The organism is Aminobacter niigataensis, from assembly GCF_014200015.1.
GTDB lineage: Bacteria > Pseudomonadota > Alphaproteobacteria > Rhizobiales > Rhizobiaceae > Aminobacter > Aminobacter niigataensis.
Genome location: NZ_JACHOT010000001.1, coordinates 700,336 through 725,664, shown reverse-complemented (window position 1 = coordinate 725,664; position 25,329 = coordinate 700,336). Strand labels below are relative to the sequence as shown.

28 protein-coding genes and 1 pseudogene are annotated in these 25,329 nt (G+C 62.3%); 15 read left to right on the top strand and 14 right to left on the bottom strand.

Annotated elements, in window-relative coordinates:
- The first annotated feature begins 45 nt into the window (after positions 1–45).
- Genes GGQ99_RS03620 through GGQ99_RS03610 form a run of 3 tightly spaced genes read left to right on the top strand, consistent with a single transcriptional unit; the run spans position 46 to position 3,732 of the window.
- Complete coding sequence (locus tag GGQ99_RS03620) at positions 46–1,437, top strand: TackOD1 domain-containing metal-binding protein (protein ID WP_183260719.1); 1,392 nt, start codon at positions 46–48, stop codon at positions 1,435–1,437.
- On the top strand, positions 1,434–2,711 hold the full coding sequence (locus tag GGQ99_RS03615) for a glycosyltransferase (protein WP_183260717.1): 1,278 nt from the start codon (positions 1,434–1,436) through the stop codon (positions 2,709–2,711). The genes GGQ99_RS03620 and GGQ99_RS03615 overlap by 4 nt, the downstream gene beginning before the upstream one ends.
- A gap of 10 nt (positions 2,712–2,721) precedes the next feature.
- Positions 2,722–3,732, top strand: coding sequence for an HlyD family secretion protein (locus GGQ99_RS03610; RefSeq protein WP_183260715.1), 1,011 nt, complete (start codon positions 2,722–2,724; stop codon positions 3,730–3,732).
- Between the two features lie 220 nt (positions 3,733–3,952).
- Here GGQ99_RS03610 and GGQ99_RS03605 read toward each other — a convergent pair whose 3' ends face one another.
- The 7 genes and pseudogenes from GGQ99_RS03605 to GGQ99_RS03580 form a co-directional block, all read right to left on the bottom strand.
- Positions 3,953–4,408 (bottom strand): YbaN family protein, encoded by a 456-nt coding sequence (locus tag GGQ99_RS03605; RefSeq protein ID WP_199914477.1) that lies wholly within the window; start codon positions 4,406–4,408, stop codon positions 3,953–3,955.
- 16 nt (positions 4,409–4,424) lie between these two features.
- Positions 4,425–4,662: pseudogene (locus GGQ99_RS26055) on the bottom strand (biliverdin-producing heme oxygenase); the annotation flags it as partial.
- Between the two features lie 36 nt (positions 4,663–4,698).
- A complete protein-coding gene (locus GGQ99_RS03600) occupies positions 4,699–5,841 on the bottom strand; it encodes an alpha-hydroxy acid oxidase (RefSeq protein ID WP_183260713.1) in 1,143 nt (380 codons plus the stop codon).
- A 146-nt stretch (positions 5,842–5,987) separates the two neighbouring features.
- Positions 5,988–6,335 carry a VOC family protein gene (locus GGQ99_RS03595; RefSeq protein WP_183260711.1) on the bottom strand — a complete coding sequence of 116 codons (348 nt, stop codon included), beginning with the start codon at positions 6,333–6,335 and terminating at the stop codon, positions 5,988–5,990.
- Positions 6,336–6,403: 68 nt separating this feature from the next.
- Positions 6,404–7,201 (bottom strand): FAD binding domain-containing protein, encoded by a 798-nt coding sequence (locus GGQ99_RS03590; protein ID WP_183260709.1) that lies wholly within the window; start codon positions 7,199–7,201, stop codon positions 6,404–6,406.
- Positions 7,202–7,321: 120 nt separating this feature from the next.
- Positions 7,322–9,673 (bottom strand): xanthine dehydrogenase family protein molybdopterin-binding subunit, encoded by a 2,352-nt coding sequence (locus GGQ99_RS03585; protein ID WP_183260707.1) that lies wholly within the window; start codon positions 9,671–9,673, stop codon positions 7,322–7,324.
- Positions 9,674–9,795: 122 nt separating this feature from the next.
- Positions 9,796–10,296 (bottom strand): (2Fe-2S)-binding protein, encoded by a 501-nt coding sequence (locus tag GGQ99_RS03580; protein WP_108607873.1) that lies wholly within the window; start codon positions 10,294–10,296, stop codon positions 9,796–9,798.
- 273 nt (positions 10,297–10,569) lie between these two features.
- Between GGQ99_RS03580 and GGQ99_RS03575 the strand changes: the two genes are divergently transcribed.
- Positions 10,570–11,265 carry a fumarylacetoacetate hydrolase family protein gene (locus tag GGQ99_RS03575; protein WP_343061680.1) on the top strand — a complete coding sequence of 232 codons (696 nt, stop codon included), beginning with the start codon at positions 10,570–10,572 and terminating at the stop codon, positions 11,263–11,265.
- An 8-nt stretch (positions 11,266–11,273) separates the two neighbouring features.
- Here GGQ99_RS03575 and GGQ99_RS03570 read toward each other — a convergent pair whose 3' ends face one another.
- The 5 genes from GGQ99_RS03570 to GGQ99_RS03550 form a co-directional block, all read right to left on the bottom strand.
- Complete coding sequence (locus GGQ99_RS03570) at positions 11,274–11,759, bottom strand: MaoC/PaaZ C-terminal domain-containing protein (RefSeq protein WP_183260703.1); 486 nt, start codon at positions 11,757–11,759, stop codon at positions 11,274–11,276.
- An 86-nt stretch (positions 11,760–11,845) separates the two neighbouring features.
- Complete coding sequence (locus GGQ99_RS03565; protein ID WP_183260701.1) at positions 11,846–13,354, bottom strand: helicase HerA domain-containing protein; 1,509 nt, start codon at positions 13,352–13,354, stop codon at positions 11,846–11,848.
- Positions 13,355–13,579: 225 nt separating this feature from the next.
- A complete protein-coding gene (locus GGQ99_RS03560) occupies positions 13,580–14,011 on the bottom strand; it encodes a phasin family protein (protein ID WP_108607869.1) in 432 nt (143 codons plus the stop codon).
- A 71-nt stretch (positions 14,012–14,082) separates the two neighbouring features.
- A complete protein-coding gene (locus tag GGQ99_RS03555; RefSeq protein ID WP_246389489.1) occupies positions 14,083–15,354 on the bottom strand; it encodes a DUF445 domain-containing protein in 1,272 nt (423 codons plus the stop codon).
- A 108-nt stretch (positions 15,355–15,462) separates the two neighbouring features.
- Positions 15,463–16,035 (bottom strand): GNAT family N-acetyltransferase, encoded by a 573-nt coding sequence (locus GGQ99_RS03550; protein WP_183260698.1) that lies wholly within the window; start codon positions 16,033–16,035, stop codon positions 15,463–15,465.
- Positions 16,036–16,279: 244 nt separating this feature from the next.
- Here GGQ99_RS03550 and rirA point away from each other — a divergent pair, with 244 nt between their 5' ends.
- Entirely contained in the window at positions 16,280–16,741 is a 462-nt protein-coding gene (gene rirA / locus GGQ99_RS03545) for an iron-responsive transcriptional regulator RirA (RefSeq protein WP_108607867.1), read from the top strand.
- 84 nt (positions 16,742–16,825) lie between these two features.
- Positions 16,826–17,380, top strand: coding sequence for an RBBP9/YdeN family alpha/beta hydrolase (locus GGQ99_RS03540; RefSeq protein ID WP_183262345.1), 555 nt, complete (start codon positions 16,826–16,828; stop codon positions 17,378–17,380).
- Between the two features lie 10 nt (positions 17,381–17,390).
- Here GGQ99_RS03540 and GGQ99_RS03535 read toward each other — a convergent pair whose 3' ends face one another.
- Positions 17,391–18,161 carry an HpcH/HpaI aldolase family protein gene (locus tag GGQ99_RS03535; RefSeq protein WP_183260696.1) on the bottom strand — a complete coding sequence of 257 codons (771 nt, stop codon included), beginning with the start codon at positions 18,159–18,161 and terminating at the stop codon, positions 17,391–17,393.
- 105 nt (positions 18,162–18,266) lie between these two features.
- Entirely contained in the window at positions 18,267–18,587 is a 321-nt protein-coding gene (locus GGQ99_RS03530; RefSeq protein ID WP_108607865.1) for a DUF1476 domain-containing protein, read from the bottom strand.
- Positions 18,588–18,873: 286 nt separating this feature from the next.
- On the opposite strand from GGQ99_RS03530, the gene purC reads away from it, so the two are divergent.
- The 9 genes from purC to GGQ99_RS03485 all read left to right on the top strand — a co-directional run bounded on the left by purC (position 18,874) and on the right by GGQ99_RS03485 (position 25,266).
- Positions 18,874–19,641 (top strand): phosphoribosylaminoimidazolesuccinocarboxamide synthase, encoded by a 768-nt coding sequence (gene purC, locus GGQ99_RS03525; RefSeq protein WP_108607864.1) that lies wholly within the window; start codon positions 18,874–18,876, stop codon positions 19,639–19,641.
- A gap of 71 nt (positions 19,642–19,712) precedes the next feature.
- On the top strand, positions 19,713–19,955 hold the full coding sequence (purS, locus tag GGQ99_RS03520; protein ID WP_108609867.1) for a phosphoribosylformylglycinamidine synthase subunit PurS: 243 nt from the start codon (positions 19,713–19,715) through the stop codon (positions 19,953–19,955).
- Positions 19,956–19,974: 19 nt separating this feature from the next.
- On the top strand, positions 19,975–20,229 hold the full coding sequence (locus tag GGQ99_RS03515; RefSeq protein WP_183260695.1) for a hypothetical protein: 255 nt from the start codon (positions 19,975–19,977) through the stop codon (positions 20,227–20,229).
- Positions 20,226–20,900 carry a phosphoribosylformylglycinamidine synthase subunit PurQ gene (purQ, locus tag GGQ99_RS03510; protein ID WP_108607862.1) on the top strand — a complete coding sequence of 225 codons (675 nt, stop codon included), beginning with the start codon at positions 20,226–20,228 and terminating at the stop codon, positions 20,898–20,900. The genes GGQ99_RS03515 and purQ overlap by 4 nt, the downstream gene beginning before the upstream one ends.
- A gap of 57 nt (positions 20,901–20,957) precedes the next feature.
- Positions 20,958–21,365, top strand: a complete 408-nt coding sequence (locus GGQ99_RS03505; protein ID WP_183260692.1) for a YajG family lipoprotein — start codon at positions 20,958–20,960, stop codon at positions 21,363–21,365.
- Between the two features lie 3 nt (positions 21,366–21,368).
- Positions 21,369–22,013 carry a Pr6Pr family membrane protein gene (locus GGQ99_RS03500; protein WP_183260691.1) on the top strand — a complete coding sequence of 215 codons (645 nt, stop codon included), beginning with the start codon at positions 21,369–21,371 and terminating at the stop codon, positions 22,011–22,013.
- Positions 22,014–22,024: 11 nt separating this feature from the next.
- Complete coding sequence (gene purL / locus GGQ99_RS03495; RefSeq protein ID WP_183260689.1) at positions 22,025–24,250, top strand: phosphoribosylformylglycinamidine synthase subunit PurL; 2,226 nt, start codon at positions 22,025–22,027, stop codon at positions 24,248–24,250.
- Positions 24,251–24,264: 14 nt separating this feature from the next.
- Positions 24,265–24,498, top strand: coding sequence for a BolA/IbaG family iron-sulfur metabolism protein (locus tag GGQ99_RS03490; RefSeq protein ID WP_108607858.1), 234 nt, complete (start codon positions 24,265–24,267; stop codon positions 24,496–24,498).
- Between the two features lie 21 nt (positions 24,499–24,519).
- Positions 24,520–25,266, top strand: coding sequence for a class I SAM-dependent DNA methyltransferase (locus tag GGQ99_RS03485; protein WP_183260687.1), 747 nt, complete (start codon positions 24,520–24,522; stop codon positions 25,264–25,266).
- The last annotated feature ends 63 nt before the right edge of the window (positions 25,267–25,329 follow it).

Sequence of the window (25,329 nt, the reverse complement as noted above, 5' to 3'; positions counted from 1 at the left end):
ACTTCGACATATGTCTTGCTCTTCCATTTGCAGCGGAGTCGCTTCGTGTTGAGTCGAAACTTCTCCTCAATCGAAAAGCTCGAAATTTCCGAGCATCATTTTCAGCTGCCGAACTACACTTCAGCCGAATATTGCAAGTCCATCTGGGAGCAATTCGACATACCCGCTCCGCGTGTAGCCTTGCTCCCTCAGGCGAGCAGACAATTCGGTAATCTTCGCAAGATTTTCGAAGTCGTCGACAGCGGGGATGCCGATGCCATCGTACTGACGGACGAGCGACACGTTCTGGCACTCGATGATTTCCGAAGCGCCAGGGGCCTCTGCTTTGTGCCAGTCGTCAATGCGACGGGCCGATCCAGCCATGTCACTGACGTCGATTTTGATGTCGCGGACCCTCAATCGATCATCAAGACGGCAGGCGTCATCAGCAAGTTCGCCGAAAGAAGATCCCGACTGTCACCCAAGTTCATGCTGGCGGACTCGCCGGCCTCAAGACTGCTGGCGCACCTGTTTCTATCAGGCGAAACCCTCACGCCAGTTCGCGTCCCGGAGTCCAAGTATTTTTTCGCCATGAAAGGATTCCATGACACCAACTCGACGGTGCTGGTCGCGGAAGCTCTTGCAAACCGGGGCTGGTTGGAGAGGCATTTCGTCGACCGGCATCATCAATGTGACAAATGCGGCTCGCACCGGCTTGTGGTGAGGGAAGAATGTCCAACCTGCCGGTCGGCCAACCTCGATGAAGCAAAGCTGATCCATCACTACAGTTGCGCCCAGATTGGCCCGGAGGTCGATTTTCAACGCGACAACGCTCTTATCTGCCCGAAATGTAGCAAGCAGCTGCGAAACTACGGGAAGGACTACGACAAGCCGGGAAGCGTGCAAATATGTGGCGAGTGCCGCCACACGACTTCTGAGCCGGCAATCGGGTTTGTGTGCCAGGACTGCGGAGCGGGAATCGATGGTCAAAGGGTAGCGACAGTCGATCTGCACTCCTATGCCTTGACCGATTACGCCACCTACCAATTGACCGACGCCGCGCGGCAGGCACTGCATTCGCCACCACAACTAAGGGACTGCCCGGACGGGCTGCAGAAAGAGCTTCGCTCGTTCACGAATGACCTGCCGGTCCTGCACGATTGCGTCGTTGCCGAGTTGATCTATGAAGCCCGCGACGAGATCGTACGTCGGCGCGGGGAAGCGACCTTTGCTGCCCTCCGCAGATTGTTCGCCGAAAACCTCCAAGGCCATCTGGCGGGCATGGCCACTGTACATCCGTCAACCGAGCGCGATTTCGTGCTTTTTTTCCATCTGACGCAATCCGACAGGGACACTGATGCACAGGTCATACTCAACATGTGCGAAGCCGTTCTATCGGACCACCTGCAGCCGAGGCTGCGCATCTTGTGGGGCGGTTCGGACGGGGCAATTGCGTGACCGATATCGAATTCGGCCTCTCGTTCCTGTATTCGCAGACCCTGTCGAGCGTAGTTGTGATCTTCTGGTACACGCTGGTGTTCGATCTGCCGCGCTACGCCCTGCCCTTTGCTGCGGTGGCGCTAAGCCAAAGAAGACAAGCAGCCCAGTCCGACCCAATCACGCAGCCCCATCGCAAGCCCTTCAAAGTGAGTGTTGTCCTGATTGGCCATAATGAGGCCGATTCTATTCGGGCTTGCGTCCGCTCGCTTAGGGAACAGTCTTTTTCCGACTTCGAGATCGTGATTGTCAGTGATGGCTCAACCGACCGGATGAGCAAAGTGGCGTGTGAGATTGTGGGTTCCGGCGACGCGACCTGTGTCCTCTCGACCGATGTCAGGGGCGGCAAGTCAAGCGGCGTAAACCTCGCCTGCGAGATCGCCAAAGGCGACATCATCATCAACGTCGATTGCGACTGCTCGTTCGATCGCTTTGCCATCCAAGCGCTGATGCGCGCTTTTGACGACCCTCGCGTCGGAGCGGCCTGTGGTGACATCGCCCCGCGAAATGCCGACGCAACGCTGATGACGCAGATCCAAGAAATCGAATATTTGCAATCCATCTCCGTGGGCAAACGTTTCAGCGGATCGATGGACCAAGTAACCTGTTGCTCGGGAGCATTCGGAGCCTTTCGCCGTGAAGCGTTGGCTCAGGTTGGCGGTCTCGACGTCGGCGGCGGCGAAGATCTCGATGTCACCATTCGCATGCGCCAGGCCGGCTGGCGGATTGCGTTTGTACCGGATGCGCTGTGCTACACTGACGTGCCGGAGACGGTCTACGCCTACATTCGACAGCGTTTGCGATGGGAACGGGACGCTTTCTGGCTCAGATTCAGAAAGCATCGTCGGCTGCTCAATCCCTTTGGGACCAAATTCCGCCCCGCCGAGGCGTTTCACCAATGGGACTTTGCTCTTTTCAGCGTCGCAAGCACGGTCGCATTCCCCATCTACCTTCTCTGGCTTGCCACCCATTTCGGGCCCGAAGCCATCCCGATCCTGATATCCCTCCAATTGGCTTTGCTACTGCTCGACGCCGGAATGCTCGCCCTGGCAAACCAGATAACCCGCCGGGCTGCCTTTGGACGAAACTTGCCTTTCCTGCCGGCCTATTCGCTGTTCATGTCGTATGTGATGCGCTTTGTGCGGCTGACCGCTTATGTCGACGAATGGTTTGCTTCAGGCTCGCATCGCGACAACTATGTGCCGGCGAAAGTGCGTCTGCTTAGACCATGGTGAGCACGCATTGATGCAACACATCCGCAAAAGGACGCTGCTGGATAATATCGACAAGCAGCAAAGATCGCACTCGGGGCGCCTGGGCAGGACGATCTACCTCCTGTTGCTGGCGGGCTTTTTCCTGCTGGTTGCGTATTACCTCGCCGGCTCGCTAGTCATACTGTCCGCTGACGGGATCGTGCTCAACGAGAAGCGCGTTGTGGCGGCGAGCTATCCCGCCACCATCGTCAAGGTTCTCGTCAGCGAAGGCGACGTTGTCGACAAAGGCGCCCTGCTCGTCGAGCTCGAGTCCTTCGAAATGGTCAAGGAAATCGCCGACCTCTCGGTGCGCTCCAGCGAAATGGTGGTGAAAGAGACCGAGTTGCAAGGACAGTCGACGACGATATCCACCCTCCTTCCACTGGCGGAGCGGGCATCGCGCGAAAGCGGCGAGACGGTATCCAGACTCGACCAGATAGCCAGGCAGGGGCTGATCCCGATGCGGACGCGCGATGACGCCGTGAGCACAAGCTTCCAGGCGACACAAAGGCTGGCTGAACTGACAGCAAAAAGCCTGGACAATCACGCACAGGTCCGGATGGTTCAGGCGTCACGACAAGTCGCTGAGAACGCTGTCACCAGGCTGAAGGAAATATATGATGACGGAAAAATCGAGGCCCTGACTGCTGGAGTGGTTGGTTCCCGCGTGCCGGTTCCCGGTCAGTTCGTACGGCCTGGCGACGAACTTCTTCAGATCAATGGCGGGCGGTCCTATATTTTGGCCTACCTCCCGGATGAGTACTTGTTCCCCGTCACCGAAGGATTGAAAGTCGACGTCAGTGCTGGGAGCGATCGCAGCGAAGGCACCGTCGAAAAAGTGCTCCAGATTGCTGATGCCCTACCGGCAGAGTTTCAAAATATGCTGCGACCAAGGGATCGTTCCAGGCTGATCCGCATTGCATTGCCCCATGCGAATCCATTCGCTGTTTCCCAGAAAGTCGTGGTGCGTGGCTGCGTTTTCGGATGGTGCTGGGTAAAATGAAAGCAGCACCGGCCTCTCTCGTGGCGGAAAGGGCCCCAGCGTAGGCTACCGCTCACGTCGGCCAGAACGAACGCGACGAGATCGGAGTGAGCCTGTCCCGGACTACATGACGTCGGTGGGAAGAGTCGGTTTCTACGGCTGGCCTGCAAGTACCTGCCACTGTCGACGCCAAATCGCTCTGGTCATGCCAGGTTTTCTCTCGTCGCCGAACTTCCCGACATCAGTCATCGTCCCTGCGAAGGGTCGCGAATTCCGGCTTCGGCTTTGGATCCGGCCGTGTCGCCACATAGAAGGCACCGCAGGCGACGAAAATCGCGACTGCCGTGGCGACCAGCACGTCAGGTCTTCCAAGCAGGAACAGTCCGTAACCAAGCGCCATGCCGAGCCAGGCCATGATCTTGGCCCTGCGCGGGATGGCACCCTCCTCGCGCCAGGCCCGCAAAGCTGGACCGAATCGCGGATGATCGAGCATCCATGCCTCGATCCGTGGCGACGAACGACCGAAACACCATGCCGCCAGGATCAGGAAGATGGTCGTCGGCATGACCGGCAAGAACGCGCCGATGATGCCGAGGGCAAGCATCAGGATGCCCAGCGCAATCAAGCCCGCCCGTCGCGCATTGAAGGCCGCGCCGTTGGCCACGCGGCGAAACAACGACGTCATCCTGCCAGACATGCCCTCACGATAGCCTTCATCCGAAAGTCTCCCTTACCGGCCCATGCACGCGGCGAAATGCGGACTCTGCCCCGGCGACGACGCGGTCTTCCTCTTCGTCGCTCAGTTGCAGCGCATCGAGTGCGGCCTTGAACGTACGCCCGTGCAAACCGCGCCTCCAGGCGCCGGCGCAAGATGCCTTGCACCGAAGGTTTGGGAAAGCCCAAGCTTGGCCGCCTCCTTCAAAAGAAAGCCGCGCCGAGATTCGATCCTTTGGACTCTTCGCCGCGCGCGCGGTCGTGCTTCCAGACTCAGCGACGCGCGATGATGCGGCTGTCGACGTCCTGGATGTCGCGCAGGCCGCAGAAGGCCATGGTGATGTCGAGCTCCTTGCGGATGATGTCGAGGCAGGTGGTCACGCCCGCCTCCCCGCCAGCGCCAAGGCCATAGAGGAACGAGCGGCCGATGAACACGCCCTTGGCGCCCAGGGCCACAGCCTTGAGGACGTCCTGGCCGGAGCGGATGCCGCCATCCATCAGCACTTCGATGCGGTCGCCGACGGCGTCGACGATGGCCGGCAGCGCCGAGATCGATGATATCGCCCCGTCGAGCTGGCGGCCGCCATGATTGGAGACGATGAGTGCGTCCGCTCCGCTTGCCGCAGCCTTTTCGGCATCCTCGGGATCGAGGATGCCCTTGAGGATGAGCTTGCCGCCCCACTGGTCCTTGATCCACTTCACATCGTCCCAGCTCAGCGCCGGGTCGAACTGTTCGGCTGTCCACGACGACAGCGAGCGCAGGTCGGTGACGCCCTTGGCGTGGCCGGCGATGTTGCGGAACGTGCGGCGGTTGGTGCGCAGCATGTTCAGGCACCAGCGCGGCTTGGTCGCCAGGTTGATGATGTTGGGGATCGTCATGCGCGGCGGCGTCGACAGGCCGTTGACGATGTCCTTGTGGCGCTGGCCGAGGATCTGCAGGTCGAGCGTCAGCACCAGCGCCGAACACTTGGCCGCCTTGGCGCGCTGGATCAGCCGCGAGACGAAATCGCGGTCCCTCATGACATAGAGCTGGAACCAGAACGGCTTGGAGGTGTTTTCGGCGACGTCCTCGATCGAGCAGATGCTCATGGTCGAAAGCGTGAAAGGGATGCCCGCTTTCTCGGCCGCACGCGCGGCGTGGATCTCGCCATCGGCATGCTGCATGCCGGTCAGGCCGGTCGGCGCGATCGCCACCGGCATCGAGATTTTCTCGCCGATCATCGTGGTTTCGAGCGTGCGGTTGCGCAGGTCGACGGCGACGCGCTGGCGCAGCTTGATCGGCACGAAGTCGCTCTCGTTCTCGCGATAGGTGCTTTCGGTCCAGGCACCGGAATCGCAATAATCGTAGAACATGCGGGGCACGCGGCGCTTGGCGATTGCGCGAAGATCGGCAATCGAAGTTATCGGACGCGCCATTCGTGTAAGCTCCAAATTCTGTTGATGTTCCAAGCCTGCGCGCGGCATGTAAGCCGCCTTCGCTGCGGATGCCAAGAGGTTGCAGCGCGGCGCGCATGCTTCTAACCTCTATCTGCCTCAAGCGCCCACAGACTTTCGCCGAAGGCTCAGTGGGAAAGGATATTGATCACATTGCCGAATGGGTCACGCATGTAAAAGCGCCGCACGCCCCAGGGCTCGTCGACGAGCTCATAAATGATCTCGCAGCCCGCCGCCTTGGCCCGCCGATAGACCGCATCCACATCGTCGACCTCGATTGACAAGGCCGGCACCGGCGTCCCCGAACCGCCCTCGCTGGCAACGCTGAGCTGTGGCGACATCGCACCGTCCGTCGCGAATGTCAGCATCCAGCCGTGATCCATGACAACATCAAGGCCCAGCAGATCGCCATAAAATGCCCGAGCCGCATTGGGGTCGGATGCGTACAGATTTGCGACAATACGTCGAACGGTCACGTCGGCTCCTCTCTGGCAGCATATGGAAAAGGGGCCCGAAGGCCCCTTCCCATAATCATGCAGCTCGTTCAGGCATTGGCCGCCATGACCGCACGCTTGGCCATCACCACCACCAGATTGGCGCGGTATTCCGGAGAAGCATGCAAGTCGGCCATCAGGTTCTTCGACGGCACCGAAACGCCCTCGAGCGCGGAAGCCTCGAACTTCTTGGTCAGCGCCGCCTCGACCTCCTTGGAGCGGAACACGCCGTCATCGCCTGCCCCGGTTACCGCAGCCCGCACGCCCTCCTTGCCCTTGGTCACGAACACACCGGTCATGGCGTAACGTGACGCAGGGTTCGGGAACTTGGCGTAGCCGGCCTTGGCCGGTGCGGAGAAGGTGACGGCGGTGACAATTTCGTCATCCTTGAGCGCGGTTTCGAACAAGCCCTTGAAGAACTTGTCGGCCGCAAGCTGGCGCTTGTTGGTGACGATAGTCGCCCCAAGCGCCAGGAGAGCCGAGGGATAGTCGGCCGCCGGATCGTTGTTGGCGACAGAACCGCCGATCGTGCCGCGGTGCCTCACCGCCGGATCGCCGATGTGGCTGGCAAGCGCGCACAGCGCCGGACAGACCTTCATCAGCTTCTCGTCATTGGCGACGTCGAAATGCGTCGTTGCAGCACCTATGGTGACGGTCTTGCCCGAGACCTTGATACCCTTGAGGTCGGCAATGTGGTTCAGGTCGACCAGGTCGGACGGGGCCGCGAGGCGGGTCTTCATCGCCGGGATCAGCGTCATGCCGCCCGATAGGTACTTGGCGTCACCGGTCTTGATCTTCTTGACAGCGTCCACGACCGAGGTGGCGCGATGATAGTTGACGGAATACATTTATCTTTCTCCCTTCGGGGAAAGAGCGAACAGGGAGTAGCGAATAGCGAGTAGGTTTCTTTCCCGGCGCTGTCGCTCTCTCTTCCCTATTCGCTACTCCCTATTCCCTATTCGCTTGTCTCAGTGCTTCGAACCACTGCGCAACGCCGCCCAGACTTTCTGGGGCGTCGCCGGCATGGTCAGGTTTTCGTGGCCGAGCGCGTCGGTGATGGCGTTGATGACCGCCGGCGGCGAACCAATGGCGCCGGCCTCGCCGCAGCCCTTGATGCCAAGCGGATTGCCCGGACAAGGCGTGTTCGACGTCGAGATCTGGAACGACGGCAGGTCGTCGGCGCGCGGCATGGTGTAATCCATGTAGCTTGCCGTCAAAAGCTGCCCGCTGCCGTCATAGATGGCCCCTTCGAGCAGCGCCTGGCCGACGCCCTGCGCGATGCCGCCATGCACCTGGCCCTCGACGATCATCGGGTTGATGATGTTGCCGAAGTCGTCGGCTGCCACGAACTGCACAATGTCGGTCTTTCCGGTCTCCGGATCGATCTCGACCTCGCAGATGTAGCAGCCGGCGGGGAAGGTGAAGTTCGACGGATCGTAGAACGCCGTTTCCTTCAGTCCCGGCTCCATGCCTTGCGGCAGGTTGTGCGCGGTATACGCAGCGAGCGCCATCTGGAACCACGGCACGTTCTTGTCGGTGCCGGCGACCTTGAGCTGGCCGTTTTCGATGACGATGTCGCCCTCGTCGGCCTCGAGCAGGTGTGCGGCGATCTTCTTGGCCTTGGCCTCGACCTTGTCGAGCGCCTTGACGATCGCCGACATGCCGACAGCACCCGAGCGCGAGCCATAGGTGCCCATACCCATCTGCACCTTGTCGGTGTCGCCGTGCACGATCGACACGCTGTCGAGCGGCACGCCAAAGCGCGAGTTGACCAGTTGGGCGAAGGTCGTCTCGTGGCCCTGGCCGTGGCTGTGCGAGCCGGTCAGCACCTCGATGGTGCCGACAGCGTTGACGCGCACCTCGGCCGATTCCCACAGGCCGACACCGGCGCCGAGCGAACCCACCGCAGCCGAAGGCGCGATGCCGCAAGCCTCGATGTAGCAGCTCATGCCGATGCCGCGCAGCTTGCCCTTCTTGGCTGCCGCCGCCTTGCGCTTGGCAAAGCCGGCATAGTCGGCCTGCTTCATCGCCGCATCGAGCGAGGTGCCGTAGTCGCCCGCGTCATAGCACATGATGACGGGCGTCTGGTGCGGGAAGGCCGTGACGAAGTTCGAGCGCCGGAGCTCGGCCGGTGAGACACCCAACTCACGCGCGGCGATCTCCATCGTGCGTTCGAGCACGAAAGTAGCCTCGGGCCGCCCTGCCCCGCGATAGGCATCGACCGGTGCGGTGTTGGTGTAGACCGTGCGCACATTGCCGTAGATCGCAGGGATGTTGTACTGGCCAGACAGCAGCGTCGCGTAGAGATAGGTTGGCGTCGCCGAGGAGAACAGCGACATGTAGGCGCCGAGATTGGCGATCGTGTCGACCTTGAGCCCGACGATCTTGTTGTTCTTGTCGAAGCCCATCTCAACCGTGGTGTGATGGTCGCGGCCATGGGCGTCGGTGAGGAAGCTTTCGGTGCGGTCGGCCACCCATTTGACCGGCACACCGGTCTTCTTGGAGGCCCACAGGCAGACGATTTCCTCGGGATAGATGTAGATCTTGGAGCCGAAACCGCCGCCGACATCAGGTGCGATGACGCGCAGCTTGTTTTCCGGAGCGACATTGTAGAACGCGCTCATCACCAGGCGAGCGACATGCGGGTTCTGCGACGTCGTCCAGCATGTGTAGTGGTCCTCGGCCTTGTCGTAGTGGCCAAGGGCTGCACGCGGCTCCATCGCGTTGGGAACTAGGCGATTGTTGACGATATTGACGCGCGTGATATGCGCCGCCGTCTTGAGCGCGGCGTCAGTTGCCGCGGCGTCGCCGATGCCCCAGTCGAAGATCAGGTTGCCGTCCGCCTCGGGATGGAGCTGTGGTGCGCCCTTGCCCAGCGCCTCGACGGCGTCCGACACCGACTTGCGCTCCTTGTAGGTGATCTCGACAGCTTCCGCCGCGTCGCGCGCCTGGCCCTTGGTCTCGGCAACGACGACGACGACCGCGTCGCCGACATAGCGCACCCGGTCGACCGCGAGAGGCGACCATGCGCCCATTTTCATTGGCGAGCCGTCCTTTGAGTGGATCATCCAGCCGCAGATCAGGTTGCCGATGCCGTCAGCCTTGAGCTGCTTGCCGGTCAGCACGCCGATGACGCCCGGCATGGCTTCGGCCGCCTTGACGTCGATCTTCTTGATGTCTGCATGGGCGTGCGGGCTGCGCACGAACGCCGCGTGCTTCATGCCGGGCACGACCATGTCGTCGACGTAGCGCCCCGCGCCGGTGATGAACCTTTTGTCTTCCTTGCGCGCGACACGCGCGCCAATGCCTTCGATTCCCATCTGAATTCCTCCCGAATTTCAAAAAGCGAATAGCGAATGTAGTGGTTGGCGATTTGAGCAGTGCGCTTAAGCGGCGGGATATCCCTATTCGCTATTCGCTACTCCCTATTCGCCCCCCTTCCTCACGCAGCCTTCTTCGCCTTGCTCTTCGATGCCTTCGACATCGTCTTCGAAGCGGCGAGGATCGCCTTGACGATGTTGTGGTAGCCGGTGCAGCGGCAGATGTTGCCTTCGAGTTCCGCACGCACGGTGGCTTCGTCGAGCCCTTCGGGATGCCGGCGGATCATGTCGGTCGCGGTCATGATCATGCCCGGCGTGCAGAAGCCGCATTGCAGGCCATGATGTTCCTTGAAAGCGGCCTGGACAGGATGCAGGTCAGCGCCGTTGGCGAGCCCTTCGATGGTTGTGACGGTCGACCCGGAGGCCTGCGCTGCAAGCATGGTGCAGGATTTCATTGCCTTGCCGTCGACATGGACGACGCAGGCGCCGCATTGCGACGTGTCGCACCCGACATGGGTGCCGGTCAGACCCAGATGCTCGCGCAGGAAATGGACAAGAAGCGTGCGGTCCTCCACCGCGCCGCTGACCTTTCGGCCATTGACGACCAAAGATACCTCCGACATGAAACCTCCCACTGTTGCCGCGACCGGCCAGGCAGACCCCGCCCTGTCAGGTGAGCAAATCCTATCCCCGCAAATCAAGGCTGCAAGCGACTTTTTGGGTCCAGACACGCAATGCGTGCAGGCCAGCGAAGAAAATGAAGATTGTTTGGCACCGGCATGACTTGCGGCGTCTTGCGCAAACCAGCAACGGCAGGCGTCGCGGATGTCGATTGGAAGTGGAATGCACGGTTGGATCATGCCAAAAGCCTGCATCACATTGATAGGAGGCTGCCCGTGGCCACTTTCGCATTCGCTCCGTCCGCGCCAGCTTCGGTTGCGATCTCCGGATCGTCCGAGCGCTTTCCGGTCCGGCGCATCTTCTGCGTCGGTCGCAACTACGCAGCGCACGCGCGCGAAATGGGCAACGACCCGGATCGCGAGCCGCCCTTCTTCTTCGGCAAGCCCGCCGACGCCGTGGTTGATTCCGGCGTCACGATCCCCTATCCGCCGCTCACCAACGACCTGCACCATGAGATCGAACTGGTGGTCGCCGTCGGTCGCGGCGCCTCCAACATCAATGCAGCTGAGGCGTTGGATCACGTCTGGGGCTACGGCACTGGCATCGATTTCACCCGCCGCGACCTGCAGGACACGGCCAAGAAGCTCAGCCGCCCCTGGGACTGGGCCAAGGGTTTCGACCGCTCGGCGCCTTGCGGACCGCTTGTCCGTGCATCCGAGATCGGGCACCCCGCGAAGGGGCGCATCTGGCTCGCCGTCAATGGCGAGGCCAAACAGCAGGGCGACCTCGCCGACATGATCTGGTCGGTTCCCGAGATCGTTGCCATCTGCAGCCAGTCGATGGAACTGAAGGCAGGCGACCTGATCTTCACTGGTACGCCGGCAGGCGTCGGCGCTGTTGGGCCCGGCGACCGCATCACCGGCGGCGTCGATGGTGTCGGCCAGATCGCGATTTCAATCGCCGCCCGATAGGCAGGGGCTCAGGCCGTGGCCTTCTTGCGCCGCTCGTAGAGCATGATCAGCGTCTCGGCGACAAGCGCCGGCTTGGCTTCGCCCTCGATCTCGATGGTGTTCTCGCCCTTGAGCAGATATTGCCCGGGCCCCTTGTCTTCCATCGATATCAGCACCGAGCGCATGCGCACCCGCGAGCCGACCTTCACCGGTGTCACGAAGCGGACCCTGTCTAGGCCGTAGTTGAAGGCAGCCTGGGTGTTTACCGGAATGACGCCCATGTCCTGGATGAACGCCCCGATCATGGACAGCGTCAGGAAGCCATGGGCTATCGTCGTGCGAAAGGGGCTCTGGCGCCGGGCGCGCTCGGGGTCGACGTGGATCCACTGTCGATCGCCCGTGGATTCCGCAAAGCCGTCGATACGTCCCTGATCGACGACCATCCAGTCGGAAACGCCGAGTTCCTGCCCGATCTTCTCGCGCAACTCCTCATAGGTTTCGATTGGTTCCGACACGTTTTCTCCCCCGTGTCAGGCAACACTTTGCCCGTGGGGACCATGAAGGGAGCGCTCTTGTCAACCTCTGGCAGGCGCCCTGAGTGCTATTCGGCTGCCTCGCGTTCGGCGACGTCGTCCGTCCTCTCGGGATCGCCCAGGGCGGTTTCGCAGCCAAGCTCGGGAAAAGCCACCGAGCGCTTGCCATGGAAATCGGTGCGCACGACAACCAGCCCCTGCTCCTCGAAATAGGTAAGCAGGCGCCGCGCCCTGCGCGCCGAATGGCTGCCATAGGCGTGTGCGATTGCCGCATCCGATGGGCAAGGCGCGCCTTTCACCGCCGCCTGCGCGACGATTAGGAATACCGCCTGCAGGTCCTCCGGCAGTGCGGCGGACATGCCGAGCGCCTGCTGCCAGGTGTCGCTCGAGGCCGTCTCGTCGTCGATGCCAGAGCGCGCCACCGCATAGCGGCGACGGAAGATCGACAATGCGGGTGCCTCCCCCTGCATGCGCTTGATGCGGCAGCGAACCAGGAAGTCCTGGTAGAGCACGGCGTCGGTGCGGAAAGCCGCATCCGGGTCCTCCACCATCTCGCGCACGATGGTGTCGATCAGCGCCTCACGCTCGGCTTCGTCGAACAGCGGGAATATCGGCTCGGCCACCGGCGCCGATGCCTCGGCGCGCACCTGGGAAAGCTGGGCGATGATGTCGGCCGTCGGTGTCGGCGTTGGCGGCACCGGACGCCGCACCGGGTGACGCGCCTCCAGCGGAGCGGGTGCGAAAATGAGCTCGCGGGTATCATCGCTGGCATCCGGCAGCGGCATCAACTTGGGGCTGACCGAACGCGCCGACGTTTCGACGGGACCGATGGCTACCGGCAGCGGCCGGCGCGACATCGCCGGTCCGAGCGCAACGAAATTGCCCCGCGCCAGGTCGCGGAACATCTCCGCTTGACGCCGTTCCATGCCGAGCAGATCGGCGGCGCGCGCCATGTCAATGTCGAGGAAGGTGCGGCCCATCAGGAAGTTGGACGCTTCGGCAGCAACGTTCTTGGCGAGCTTTGCCAGGCGCTGGGTGGCGATGACACCGGCGAGCCCGCGCTTGCGGCCGCGGCACATCAGGTTGGTCATCGCGCCGAGCGAGATCTTGCGCGCCTCGTCCGACACCTCGCCAGCCACCGCCGGCGCGAACAGTTGCGCCTCGTCGACGACCACGAGCACGGGGTACCAGAAGTCGCGCTCGGCATCGAACATGCCGTTCAGGAACGCGGCCGCGCCGCGCATCTGCTGCTCGACGTCGAGGCCCTCCAGATTGAGCACGACGGAAACGCGATGCTGGCGGATGCGGCCGGCGATGCGAGTCAGTTCAGCCTCGGTGCGCTGGGCATCGACGACGACATGGCCGAAGCGATCGGCAAGGGTTACGAAATCGCCTTCGGGATCGATGACGCATTGTTGCACCCAAGGCGCGCTCTGCTCGAGCAGGCGGCGCAGGAGATGCGACTTTCCCGAGCCCGAATTGCCTTGAACCAGCAATCGGGTCGCCAGCAGCTCTTCGAGATCAAGTTGAGCCTTCGTCCCGCCGGACGCCGCCCCCATCTCGATGCCTACCTTCATCCTTTTCCCCGGTCGAATCCTGACGCACCAGCCCGGGCATCAAATCTGATTCCCGGCAGGCACAATACGCAGATTCAATGCGTTAAGACGCAATTGTGCATCCAGACGGACGCACTGCGTTCCAATGGTGATCTGCCTTCCTTAGCATCCGAGGCCTGGCAATGCGCGGCCCGTCTTGCGAAACCCACAACAGAGGTGGGCTGCCGATGCGTCAGCCTGGAAAAGCTACTTCTTCTTGTCGTAGCTGTCGCGGATTTCCTGCATCGATTCGCGGATGCGCTCGCGCAGGACCTCGACCGATTCCGACCCCGACTTGCGCACGATATCGGCAACCTCGCCGGCATTCTTGAGCGCTGCCTCGAACGATCGCCTGGCGAAATCGGCCTGCTTGCTGAGCATCTCCTGCGGATTGCCCGGCATACGCAATCCCTGCGCGGCCTCGGTCACCTCCTGCAACGCGCTCTGGATCATTTCGCGCTGCTTGGCTACCAGCGACGAAGCCCCCGAGGCACTCGCCTTCACCGATTTTTCCAGCGCCTCGAGATTCTTGCGGTGATGGCTGACGATGTCGTCGACATCGACCGCGGGCATCTTCAGATCGCGGCCGAACTTCGAAAACATGTCCATGAAGGATTCCGGTTCTGGTTTCTTGGCCATGGCTCGCTCCCTTTTGGCTCCGGGCCTTCCCGGAGGTCGCAAGTGTCAGAATAGAGAAGCCAGGGGCATGGTCAATTCGCCACCAGGAGCAGTTCAGCACAATAGAGCACAAGGCCCGCAAGGCCGCCGATCAGCATGCCGTTGAAACGGATATACTGCAGGTCCCGGCCGATGTTGATCTCCATCAGCCGGGTCAGCTGGCCAAGGTCCCAGCGCTTGACCTGTTCGGCAATGAAACTGGAGACGCCGCTCTTCTGGCTCTCTACGAAGGAGGCAAGCGCGACCACGAAACCGGCATTCATGTCGGCACGGATCTGCGGATCGCGCGCCAGATTCTGCCCAACCTCGACGAACAGGTTGGTCAGGTGCTTTCGCGTCATCGAATCCGGCGATGCGACATCCTGCTCGATAAATCCGCGCATGCTCTTCCAGACGTCGTGGGCCAGCCCGCGCAGTTCGGGACGGGCGAGGAAATTGCGCTTCACCTGTTCGGCGCGCTTGGCATAGTCGGGCGAATGGCGAAGTTGATCGATGAAGCCGTGGACAAAGCGGTCGAACTCGCCGCGCAGCGGATGGTCGGGATCGGCCCGGACCTCTTCCAGCAGTGTGGCCGCGGACGAGACGATGCGCTTGAGCAGATAGGCATCGGCGCGGAACAGGTTGAAGACGGACGGCAGTTCCTCCCTGATCTTTTCGCGCAGCACGGCCAGCGCCTGCTCGTCGCTCAAGAAATTGCCGATTATCTTGGTGAACTCGTCCAGCAGCCGCTGATGCCGGCGATCGTCCGTGAAAGCGGACAGCAGTTCCGCCGCCAACGGCGCCACCTCGATCTTGCCGAGGCGATCGAGCATGCGGCGCGTGGCGAACTCGCGCAGGCCCGACCCTTCGATCGCCTGCAGCATCTGCGGCACCAGCCGGCCGACGAAGCGCGACAACCCTTCCGCTCGGCTGCGGTCCGACAGCCAGTCGGCGACGAGCGCAGCAAAATCTACTTCCTTCAGCTTCTGCCGCACCGGCTCGGGCGCCAGAAAGTTGATCTCGATGAAGCGGCCGAGATTTTCGGCGATCCGGTTCTGGTTGGAGGGAATAATGGCCGTGTGCGGTATCGGCAGTCCGAGCGGTCGCTTGAACAGGGCGACGACGGCGTACCAGTCCGCCAGGCCGCCTATGGTGGCGGCCTCGGCGAAGGCGGCGACAAAGCCAAGCCAGAGCCAGCGTCCTTGCAGCGATTTTGCGATCGCGAACACGCAAACACACACGACCAGGGCGGCAGTCGCCAGAAATTTGGTCCTGCGCAGCGCTGCCAGCTTTTCGGCATCGACGGCATTGGCGGAAGGTGTCATGCCGGCCGGAAAGGCCTGGCTTTGCGGTGAGGACATCGGTCGCCTTCCCTGTTCATCACAGGAACTATATCGGCGACGGCTTTCGCCGCTTCAATTCGAAAAGCTGAATTAGGCGGCGATGGCCTTGCCGACGTTGCGCCGTCCGAAATCGGCCGGGGCGAAAAATCCCAAATCATGATCGGCCGCTCCGTCCGCGTCGAGTTCTATGATGCCGTTGGTCTCGCCCTGTGCGAAGCTCAGCTTGGCGTTGAAGCGCCGGGCCAGGGCCTTCATCGCCGAATTGTTGGCGTGCGTGGTCACCTGCAGCCGCGTATAGGCGAGCCCCTTCGCCTGGGCGATGATCCGCCGGAACAGGCGGCCGCCGATTCCTCTGTGCTGCAACTGGCGCTCGACACTGAAGGCGATCTCCGCCGTCGGCTCGCGCTCCTCGGGGCGTTCATGCAGTTCGGCAGCGCCCAGAACCTTGTCGCCCTCGACATAGGCAATGACAGTCACGCCGTCGTGGAAACTGCGCTCGGCATATGACCGGAGAAAACCGTCGTCGGTCAGGCCATTGAAGCGGTCGCGCCGGCTCTGGGCGTCCAGTCTCAGGAGATGTTCGGCAAAGCGGGGCAGATCGGATGGCCTGAGCTGGCGGATGATCCCCGTCAGCGGCCGTTGGGCATGTTTGATCTGTTCCATGTCGTAGTCCTCTTGGGTTCCTCCCCAGAGTCTTCGACTCCCGACGCCACCAATATTGTGCAACGCAGCAACAACTTCAACCCGTGAGCCCGATCAGGAATGCAGGGCTGGCTTGCGCCAGATGCGGGACCGCAGCGCGGTTTCTTGATATATCTTGTCCAGATTCTTGAGATCGCTTGTCTGGAATTGTTCTAAGGTGTAGGCCATATAAGAAGCCCGTCCGCGCCACAGCGAGGAATCACCAATGCGCCTTACCCGCCAAACCAACTACGCCATGCGCATCCTGATGTATTGCGCGGCCAATGAGGGCCGACTGAGCCGGGTTCCCGAGATCGCCGCTGCCTACACGGTGTCGGAGCTGTTCCTGTTCAAGATCCTGCAGCCGCTGGTCGAGGCCAAGCTGGTGCAAACCGTCCGTGGCCGCAATGGCGGCGTGCGACTGGCGAAGCCTGCCGATCAGATTTCGCTGTTCGACGTGGTACGTGTCACCGAAGAGAGCTTTGCCATGGCGGAATGCTTCGAGACCGACGCGGCCGAATGCCCGCTGGTCGACAGCTGCGGGCTCAATTCTGCGCTTCGTGAGGCGCTGAATGCGTTTTTCGAGGTCCTGGCCCGCTACACGATCGCCGATCTGGTCGCCGCACGTCCCAACATGCGCGATCTGCTCGGCATCCATTTTCCCGAGCCGCACGCGCTGGCCGGCTAGCGCGAGACCGGTATCGCAATCTTCCGGCCGCGAAGGTGGTTCGGAGTGGTTGCACCGGCGCAGCCGGATCGCTACATGCGCGGCATGAAAGTCAAGGACGCCGAAATCATCATCGTCCCCGGATACACCAATTCCGGGCCCACCCACTGGCAGAGCCGTTGGGAAGAAAAACTATCGACCGCGCGCCGCGTCGAGCAGGACGAGTGGTCGAAGCCGCTACGTGAGGACTGGACGGCAAAGGTCATCGAGGCCGTGAACGCGGCCGAGCGGCCGGTGGTGCTGATTGCCCACTCGCTCGGCATACCGACTGCGATCCACGCCATTCCGGGGTTCACGAAACGTGTTGCCGGCGGGTTCTTTGTTGCCCCGCCCGATGTTTCCAACCCAGCCATCAAGCCGAAACACATGATGACCTTCGGCCCCTACCCGCGCGATCCGCTGCCGTTTCCCTCGGTGGTGATCGCCAGCCGCAACGATCCCTACTGTGCACTCGATGTCGCGGAAGACATCGCGGCCGCCTGGGGGTCGATGTTCGTCGATGCCGGCGAATCCGGTCACATCAATTCGGATTCCGGCCACGGGCCGTGGCCGGAAGGATCGATGGTATTCGCCCAGTTCCTGTCGCGCCTGGAGGGCTGACGAGGACTCGTCAGCCGAGCGATTTCCTGAGATCGGCCAGCAGGCCGGCGGCGCCGGCCGAGATCAGCTGGTGCTCCGAGCCGGTGGCGAGTAGCTGGAAGCCCATCTCGACAAAGCGCCCGGCGATCTTCGGATCGGTGACATAGATGCCGGCATGCTTGCCGGCGGCCCGCGTGCGCTTGGCGACTTCAGCCACCGTTTCCATCATGCCTTCGAGCGTCCCGTTGATCGTCTCGCCGTTGGTCCAGGCGATGGAAAAGTCGCCGGGCCCGACAAAAATGCCGTCGATACCGGGAGTCGACAGGATGTCATCGAGAGCTGCGACCGCGGCATGCGTCTCGACCATCGCAAAAGAGACGGTGCGGGCGTTGTTCTCCCTGAGCCACTTGGCAGGGTCCTTGCTGCCCTGGCGGGGCGCAGCGAAGGTCGGCCCCCAGGAACGCTCGCCCAACGGCGGATACTTCATCGCGGCAGCGAAGCGTTGCGCGTCCTCCACCGAATTGACCATCGGCGCGATGACGGCCTCTGCGCCGAAGTCGAGCGCACGGCTAGCCATATCGAAGCGACCGACCGGAACCCGGACGATTGCATGCTTGTTTGCGCGCAGGACCGGAGCCAACGAGCGCAACACGCTGTCTTCGTTGTGGCCGCCATGTTGCATGTCGAGGGTGACGGCATCAAACCCTTGCCCGGCAAGTATTTCGACGGTCAACGCATCGGGCACGCCCGACCAGGCAGTGATGATGGTCTCGTTGGCGTTCAGTCTCTCGGCAAGCGACATTTTTTCTCTCCTGATCGGGCGTCATTTCACCCGGAAGCGACCGAAGTCGCAAACAAAAACCGCCCGGAATCCGGGCGGTTCGTTGGCCCAGCGACACTGGGAAAATCAGGTATTCTTGATCTGCTCGATCGCCTGGGCCATCAGTTCGTCCATGGTGCGGCGGATCTGATGGTCGGACTGGTCAACGCCAGCAGCATCGAAGTCGGCACGGACCTTGCGGAACACGTCATGATCGCCGGCTTCCTCAATGTCGGAAACGACGACTTCCTTCGCATAGGCCTCTGCATCGGCGCCCGATTTGCCAAGCTTTTCAGCCGCCCAGAGACCGAGCGCCTTGTTGCGCCGCGCATTCGCCTTGAAACGCAGCTCTTCGTCAAAGACGAATTTGCGCTCAAAACCTTCTTCGCGGTCCTTCATGTTGCTCATGGCAATCCTCCAGGGAGTGGGAAATCGATTCGACTTCCGGTGCATATGATATCGACTTCCTCAAACCAAAAGCCCGCCGCCCGGTCAATATCTCTCTTTTGCTCTGTTTGCGTGTGCGGTGCGGCATTTCCGTACCAAAAGGAGTTGATTGGCGGGAAATGATGATTGAGCAATGGGTCCGATTAAGATAGAGACCGGCCTTGAAACCCACAGCCGCCGCGGCTTTGCGGCGTGAGAAAGGGACCGGTAGCTTGCCGTCCACCCTTCCAACCAGAGAATCATTCAAATGAAGAATCGCCGCCGCATTTACGAAGGCAAGGCCAAGATCCTTTATGAAGGCCCCGAGCCGGGCACCCTGATCCAGTTTTTCAAGGACGACGCCACCGCCTTCAACAAGAAGAAGCATGAGGTCGTCGACGGCAAGGGTGTGCTCAACAACCGCATCTCCGAGCACATCTTCAACCATCTGAACCGGATGGGCATTCCGACCCACTTCATCCGCCGGCTCAACATGCGCGAGCAGCTGATCAAGGAAGTCGAGATCATCCCGCTCGAGGTCGTGGTGCGCAACGTCGCCGCCGGCTCGCTAGCCAAGCGCCTCGGCATCGAAGAAGGCACGGTGCTGCCGCGCTCGATCATCGAGTTCTACTACAAGGCCGACGCGCTCGACGACCCGATGGTCTCGGAAGAGCATATCACCGCGTTCGGCTGGGCAAGCCCGCAGGAAATCGATGACATCATGGCACTCGCCATCCGCGTCAACGACTTCCTCTCCGGCCTGTTCATGGGCGTCGGCATCCAGCTCGTCGATTTCAAGATCGAATGCGGCCGCCTGTTCGAGGGCGACATGATGCGCATCGTGGTTGCCGACGAGATTTCGCCGGACAGCTGCCGCCTGTGGGACGTCGCCACCCAGGACAAGCTCGACAAGGACCGTTTCCGCCGCGATATGGGCGGACTGGTCGAGGCTTACCAGGAAGTGGCACGCCGCCTCGGCATCATGAACGAAAACGAGACCCCGCGCCCGACCGGCCCGGTCCTCGTCAAGCACTGAAGCATCAACCACGGGCGCGAGTAACTTCGCGCCCGAAAGTTTTCCAATTTCGACCCCGGAGTGAAATGCCCGTGATCAAGGCCCGCGTCACCGTCACCCTCAAGAACGGCGTGCTCGACCCGCAAGGCAAGGCGATCGAACATGCGCTCGACGGCCTCGGCTTCGGCGGTGTCGGCTCGGTGCGCCAGGGCAAGGTCTTCGACGTCGAGATAGAAGGCGCAGACAAGGCCAAAGCGGAAGCTGACCTCAATGCCATGTGCGAGAAGCTTCTGGCGAACACGGTGATTGAGAATTATAGTGTGACGCTTATCTGAGGTTGCATCGGAGGGTGTAGTGGCAGAAGTCACCAACGACCTGGTGTACGAACTGCTGAAGCGGATGAATCACGACCTGTCCGAACTTCGCCAGGATGTGTCCGAGGTCAAAAGGGAACTTAATGTCATTCGCGGCCACATGGTCGGGATTCAGAGTGACATCCACAATATCTACGGTGTTCTCGCGCGCCACGACGAGCGGCTCGAGCGCATCGAGCGTCGCCCAGAATTGCGTGAACTTGCCGAACCCCAGAGGCCTTACGAACCGAGATGAAATCAGCTGTCGTCCTCCTCCCTGGCCTCAACCGCGACCGCGACATGATTGCGGCGCTGACCAAGATTTCGGGCAAGGCGCCCGTCACCGTCTGGCAGACGGACACCGAGATTCCCGAAGTCGACCTGATCGCCATTCCCGGTGGCTTCTCCTTCGGCGACTACCTGCGCTGCGGGGCGATTGCTGCTCGCATGCCGGTGCTGCGCGCGGTGGCCGAGAAGGCCGCCAAGGGCGTGCAGGTCGTGGGCGTCTGCAACGGCTTCCAGATCCTGGTCGAGGCCGGCCTGCTGCCCGGCGCCTTGATGCGCAACACGTCGCTCAAGTTCGTCTGCCGCGAGGTCAAGCTCGAGATCGCCAACGCCAACACGGCCTTCACCCGCAACTATTCGGCCGGCCAGGTCATCCGCTGCCCGGTGGCGCACCACGACGGCAACTATTTCGCCGATCCGGATACGCTGAAGCGCATCGAAGGCGAAGGCCAGGTGGTTTTCCGCTACGCCGAGGGCACCAACCCGAACGGTTCGGTCAACGACATCGCCGGCATCATCAATGACAAGGGCAACGTGCTCGGCTTGATGCCACATCCGGAAAACCTGATCGAGGCAGCACATGGCGGCGAAGACGGCCGCGCCTTGTTCGAAAGTGCGCTCGGCCTTTCCAAGGCGGCCTGAGCGGCAAACGTCCGGCATTCTCTCCAGTCATCCATCGCAAAAGGCGGGCATCGGCGAATGAAGTCACTCCGGATTCTGGCGGCAACAGCCGCTGTCATCGGCCTCGCCGCCTGCAACTCCGGCCCGAAGACACCAGCCCCCTCGGGCTCGGGCAAGAGCGCGTCGCTGCGCTCGATGGAACAGGTGGCCATCGCCGCGCACAGATGCTGGTTTGCCAGCAAGGACCCGGCCTTCAAGAAGTACCAGATGGCCAATGAACTCAACAACTTTGGCGGCACGCCGCGCTTCTTGCTGGTACCAGCCAAGCAATATGGCGCCCGCCCGCTGCTGGTGGTGCAGGCCCGTGGCGCCTCCAGCCAGGTCGAGGTGTTCGGCCCGCTGATGGACGAGGCGCTCGGCGCGCGTATCGGCTCCGACATCAACCGCTGGCGCACCGGCGACGCCTCCTGCGGCGGAGCCGCCTGAGGCATGGCACGGTTCCTGCAATTTGCGGGTCTGGCGATCGGTCTGGTCGGCCTGATGCTGCAGTTTGCGATCACCATGCCGGCGTCGATTGCCGCTGGCCGCACCGTGCTCGGCTCGGCCGTGTTCTATTTCAGCTTCTTCACCATCCTGACCAATATCGGCGCTGTTCTGGTGTATCTGGCGGCGCTGCGCGACGCGAAATCCGGGCTGCTCGGCCTGTTTGCCGGCGCGCGCGCGCGTGGCGGCGTGGCCGTCGCCATTGCGCTGGTGATGATCGTCTACGTCACGATCCTGGCGCCGCTCTGGCAGCCTGAGGGCCTGTTCCTGCTCTGCGACGTGCTGCTGCACTACGTCACCCCGATCCTCTATCTCGCCTGGTGGTTGGCCGCCGGTGCGGACGGCTCGACCAGATGGAGCGACATCCCCTATTGGGTTGTCTATCCGGTGCTCTATCTTATCTATGCTCTGGCACGGGCGCCGATTGCGGGCGAGGTCCCCTACCCGTTCCTCGACATCGCCACCAAGGGTGCAACGAGCGTCGCGCTGACGTCGCTGATGATGACCCTGCTGTTTCTTGTGCTGTGCGTCATCGCGGTTGTTGCGGACCACGGCATTTCAAGCTTTAGGAAGGCCGCAAGGCCGAACTGACGGGAAAACCGATGACCATTCAGAACGACGTGAAGATCACCGGCGAACTCATCGCCTCGCACGGGCTCAAGCCGGACGAGTATCAGCGCATACTCGACCTTGTCGGGCGCGAGCCGAGCTTCACCGAGCTCGGCATCTTTTCGGCGATGTGGAACGAGCATTGCTCGTACAAATCCTCGAAGAAGTGGCTGCGCACGCTGCCCACCAAGGGCGACGTCGTCATCCAGGGCCCGGGCGAAAACGCCGGCGTGGTCGACATCGGCGACGGCGACTGCGTGGTCTTCAAGATGGAGAGCCACAACCACCCCTCATACATCGAGCCCTACCAGGGTGCTGCGACCGGCGTGGGCGGGATCTTGCGCGACGTCTTCACCATGGGCGCGCGGCCGGTGGCCTCCATGAACGCGCTGCGCTTCGGCGCGCCGGACCACCCCAAGACCCGCCACCTGGTGTCGGGCGTGGTCGCCGGCGTCGGCGGCTACGGCAATGCCTTCGGTGTGCCGACCGTCGGCGGCGAAGTCAATTTCGATGCCCGCTACAACGGCAACATCCTGGTCAATGCCTTTGCCGCGGGGCTCGCCAGGACCGATGGCATCTTCCTGTCGCAGGCCAAGGGCGTCGGCTTACCCGTGGTCTATCTCGGCGCCAAGACCGGACGTGACGGCGTCGGCGGCGCGACCATGGCTTCGGCCGAGTTCGACGACAAGATCGACGAGAAGCGCCCGACCGTTCAGGTCGGCGACCCGTTCACCGAAAAGTGCCTGCTCGAAGCCTGCCTCGAGCTGATGGCCTCGGGCGCCGTCATCGCCATCCAGGACATGGGCGCAGCTGGTCTCACCTGCTCTGCCGTCGAGATGGGCGCCAAGGGCGATCTCGGAATCGAGCTCGACCTCGACAAGGTGCCGGTGCGCGAAGAGCGCATGAGCGCCTACGAGATGATGCTGTCGGAAAGCCAGGAGCGCATGCTCATGGTGCTGCGGCCCGAAAAGGAAGAAGAAGCCGAGGCGATCTTCGTCAAGTGGGGCCTCGACTTCGCCATCGTCGGCAAGACCACCGACGACCTGCGCTTCCGCGTCCTCCACCAGGGCAAGGAAGTCGCCAACCTGCCGATCAAGGAACTTGGCGACGAAGCGCCCGAATACGACCGCCCGTGGGTCGAGCCGACAGCGCGCGCGCCGCTGGCCGCAGAAGATGTGCCGCAGGCCGATGTCGCCGATGCGCTGCTGAAGATGCTGGACGGGCCCGACCTGTCGTCGCGCCGCTGGGTCTATGAGCAGTATGACACGATGATCCAGGGCAACTCGCTACAGCGCCCGGGCGGTGACGCCGGCGTGGTGCGCGTCGAGGGCCATGCCACCAAGGCGCTGGCGTTCTCGTCGGACGTGACGCCGCGCTATTGCGAGGCCGATCCTTACGAGGGCGGCAAGCAGGCGGTGGCCGAATGCTGGCGCAACCTGACGGCGACCGGTGCCCTGCCGCTGGCTGCAACAGACAATCTCAACTTCGGCAATCCCGAACGCCCCGAAATCATGGGCCAGTTCGTCAAGGCAGTGTCTGGTATCGGCGATGCCTGCCGCGCGCTCGGCTTCCCGATCGTTTCGGGCAACGTGTCGCTGTACAACGAGACCAATGGCCAGGGCATCCTGCCTACGCCGACCATCGGCGGTGTCGGCCTCATCGACGACTGGTCGAAGATGGCCAAGGCCTGTTTTGCCCGTGAAGGCGAAGTGATCCTGCTGGTCGGCGGCCCGGCCCAGTGGGGCAGCCACCTCGCGCAGTCGATCTACATGCGCGACGTGCACGGCCGCACCGACGGCCCACCGCCGGCAGTCGACCTCGAGCACGAGAAGAAGGCCGGCGATTTCGTCCGCAAGCTGATCCGCAACGGCACGGCGACGGCGGTCCACGACCTGTCCGACGGCGGCCTGGCGGTGGCTCTGGCCGAAATGGCGATGGCTTCGGGCATCGGCGCCACCATTCCCGGCCTCAGCGGCACCAATCCGATCCCGGTGTTCTTCGGCGAAGACCAGGGCCGTTACCTTGTCACCGTCAAGCTTGACCCGAAGTCGGCCGACATGCAGGAGTTGTGGAATGAAGCCAAGGCGCTCGGCATCCACGCTCCGTGGATCGGGACGACCGGCGGCAAGGAACTGAAGTTGGGCGAGGCACGGGCCGTGAGCGTGGACGAGTTGACCTCGGCTCACGAATCCTGGTTCCCTCGGTTCATGAATAACTGAGTAGGAATACCGACATGGCAATGGATGCCCACGACATCGAAAAACTGATCAAGGAAGGCATTCCGGACGCCAAGGTGACCATTCGCGACCTCGCCGGCGACGGCGACCACTATGCCGCCGAGGTCGTGTCTGAAAGCTTCCGCGGCAAGACCCGCGTGCAGCAGCACCAGATGGTCTACGATGCGCTGAAGGGCAATATGGGCGGTGTGCTGCATGCGCTCGCCCTGCAGACAAGCATTCCGGAGTAAGGTCGCCGGGCCTTGCCAACAATGTCGCGCCGCCCAGCCTCTCCCGAAAGCGAGCAGATTGCGCGGCGCGCCTATGGCTCCTTCGCCGAGCGGTATGACGCTGCCGCGCCGACCAAGCCGCATAATGCGCTCTACGAGCGGCCGGCCTCGCTTTCGCTGTTGGGCGATGTTGCCGGACTCGACGTGGTCGACGCCGGCTGTGGCTCCGGAATCTGCACGGAGAAGCTGGCCCGCAGCGGTGCTCGCGTCCGCGCCTTCGACGTCACGCCCGAAATGCTCGATTTGGCACGGAAGCGTTGCGCCGGTCTCGACGTCGATATCCGCGAAGGCGACCTGGGCAAGCCGCTCGACTGGCTTTCCAGCGACAGCGCCGACGCGATCCTGTGCTCGCTGGCGCTGGACTATGTCGAGGACCTCAAGCCGGTATTCGCCGAGTTCCACCGGATTGTACGACCGGGAGGCCACCTTGTCTTTTCGATGGGCCATCCGATGCGCGATTGGGCCGATCTCCGCGCACGCGGTGACGCCAACTACTTCGCCACCAATCTCTGGGGCCTGCATTGGGGCGGCTTCGGCCTTCCCAACCCGTATGTCGAGTCCTACCGACGCCCTTTGCAGGACATATTGAATGGCTTGGCCGATGCCGGCTGGCGGCTCGATCGCTTTGTCGAACCACTGCCCGTCGCGGAAATGGAAGCGGCAGACCCCGAGCATTTCGAAGAATTGAACTTCTCGCCCGCCTTCATCTGCGTGCGGGCAATCAAGTAGCCGTCTCGACATCGGCCGGGCAGTCTTTTATTCATCGGCCAGTCCGACCCGAGAACCTGCGAG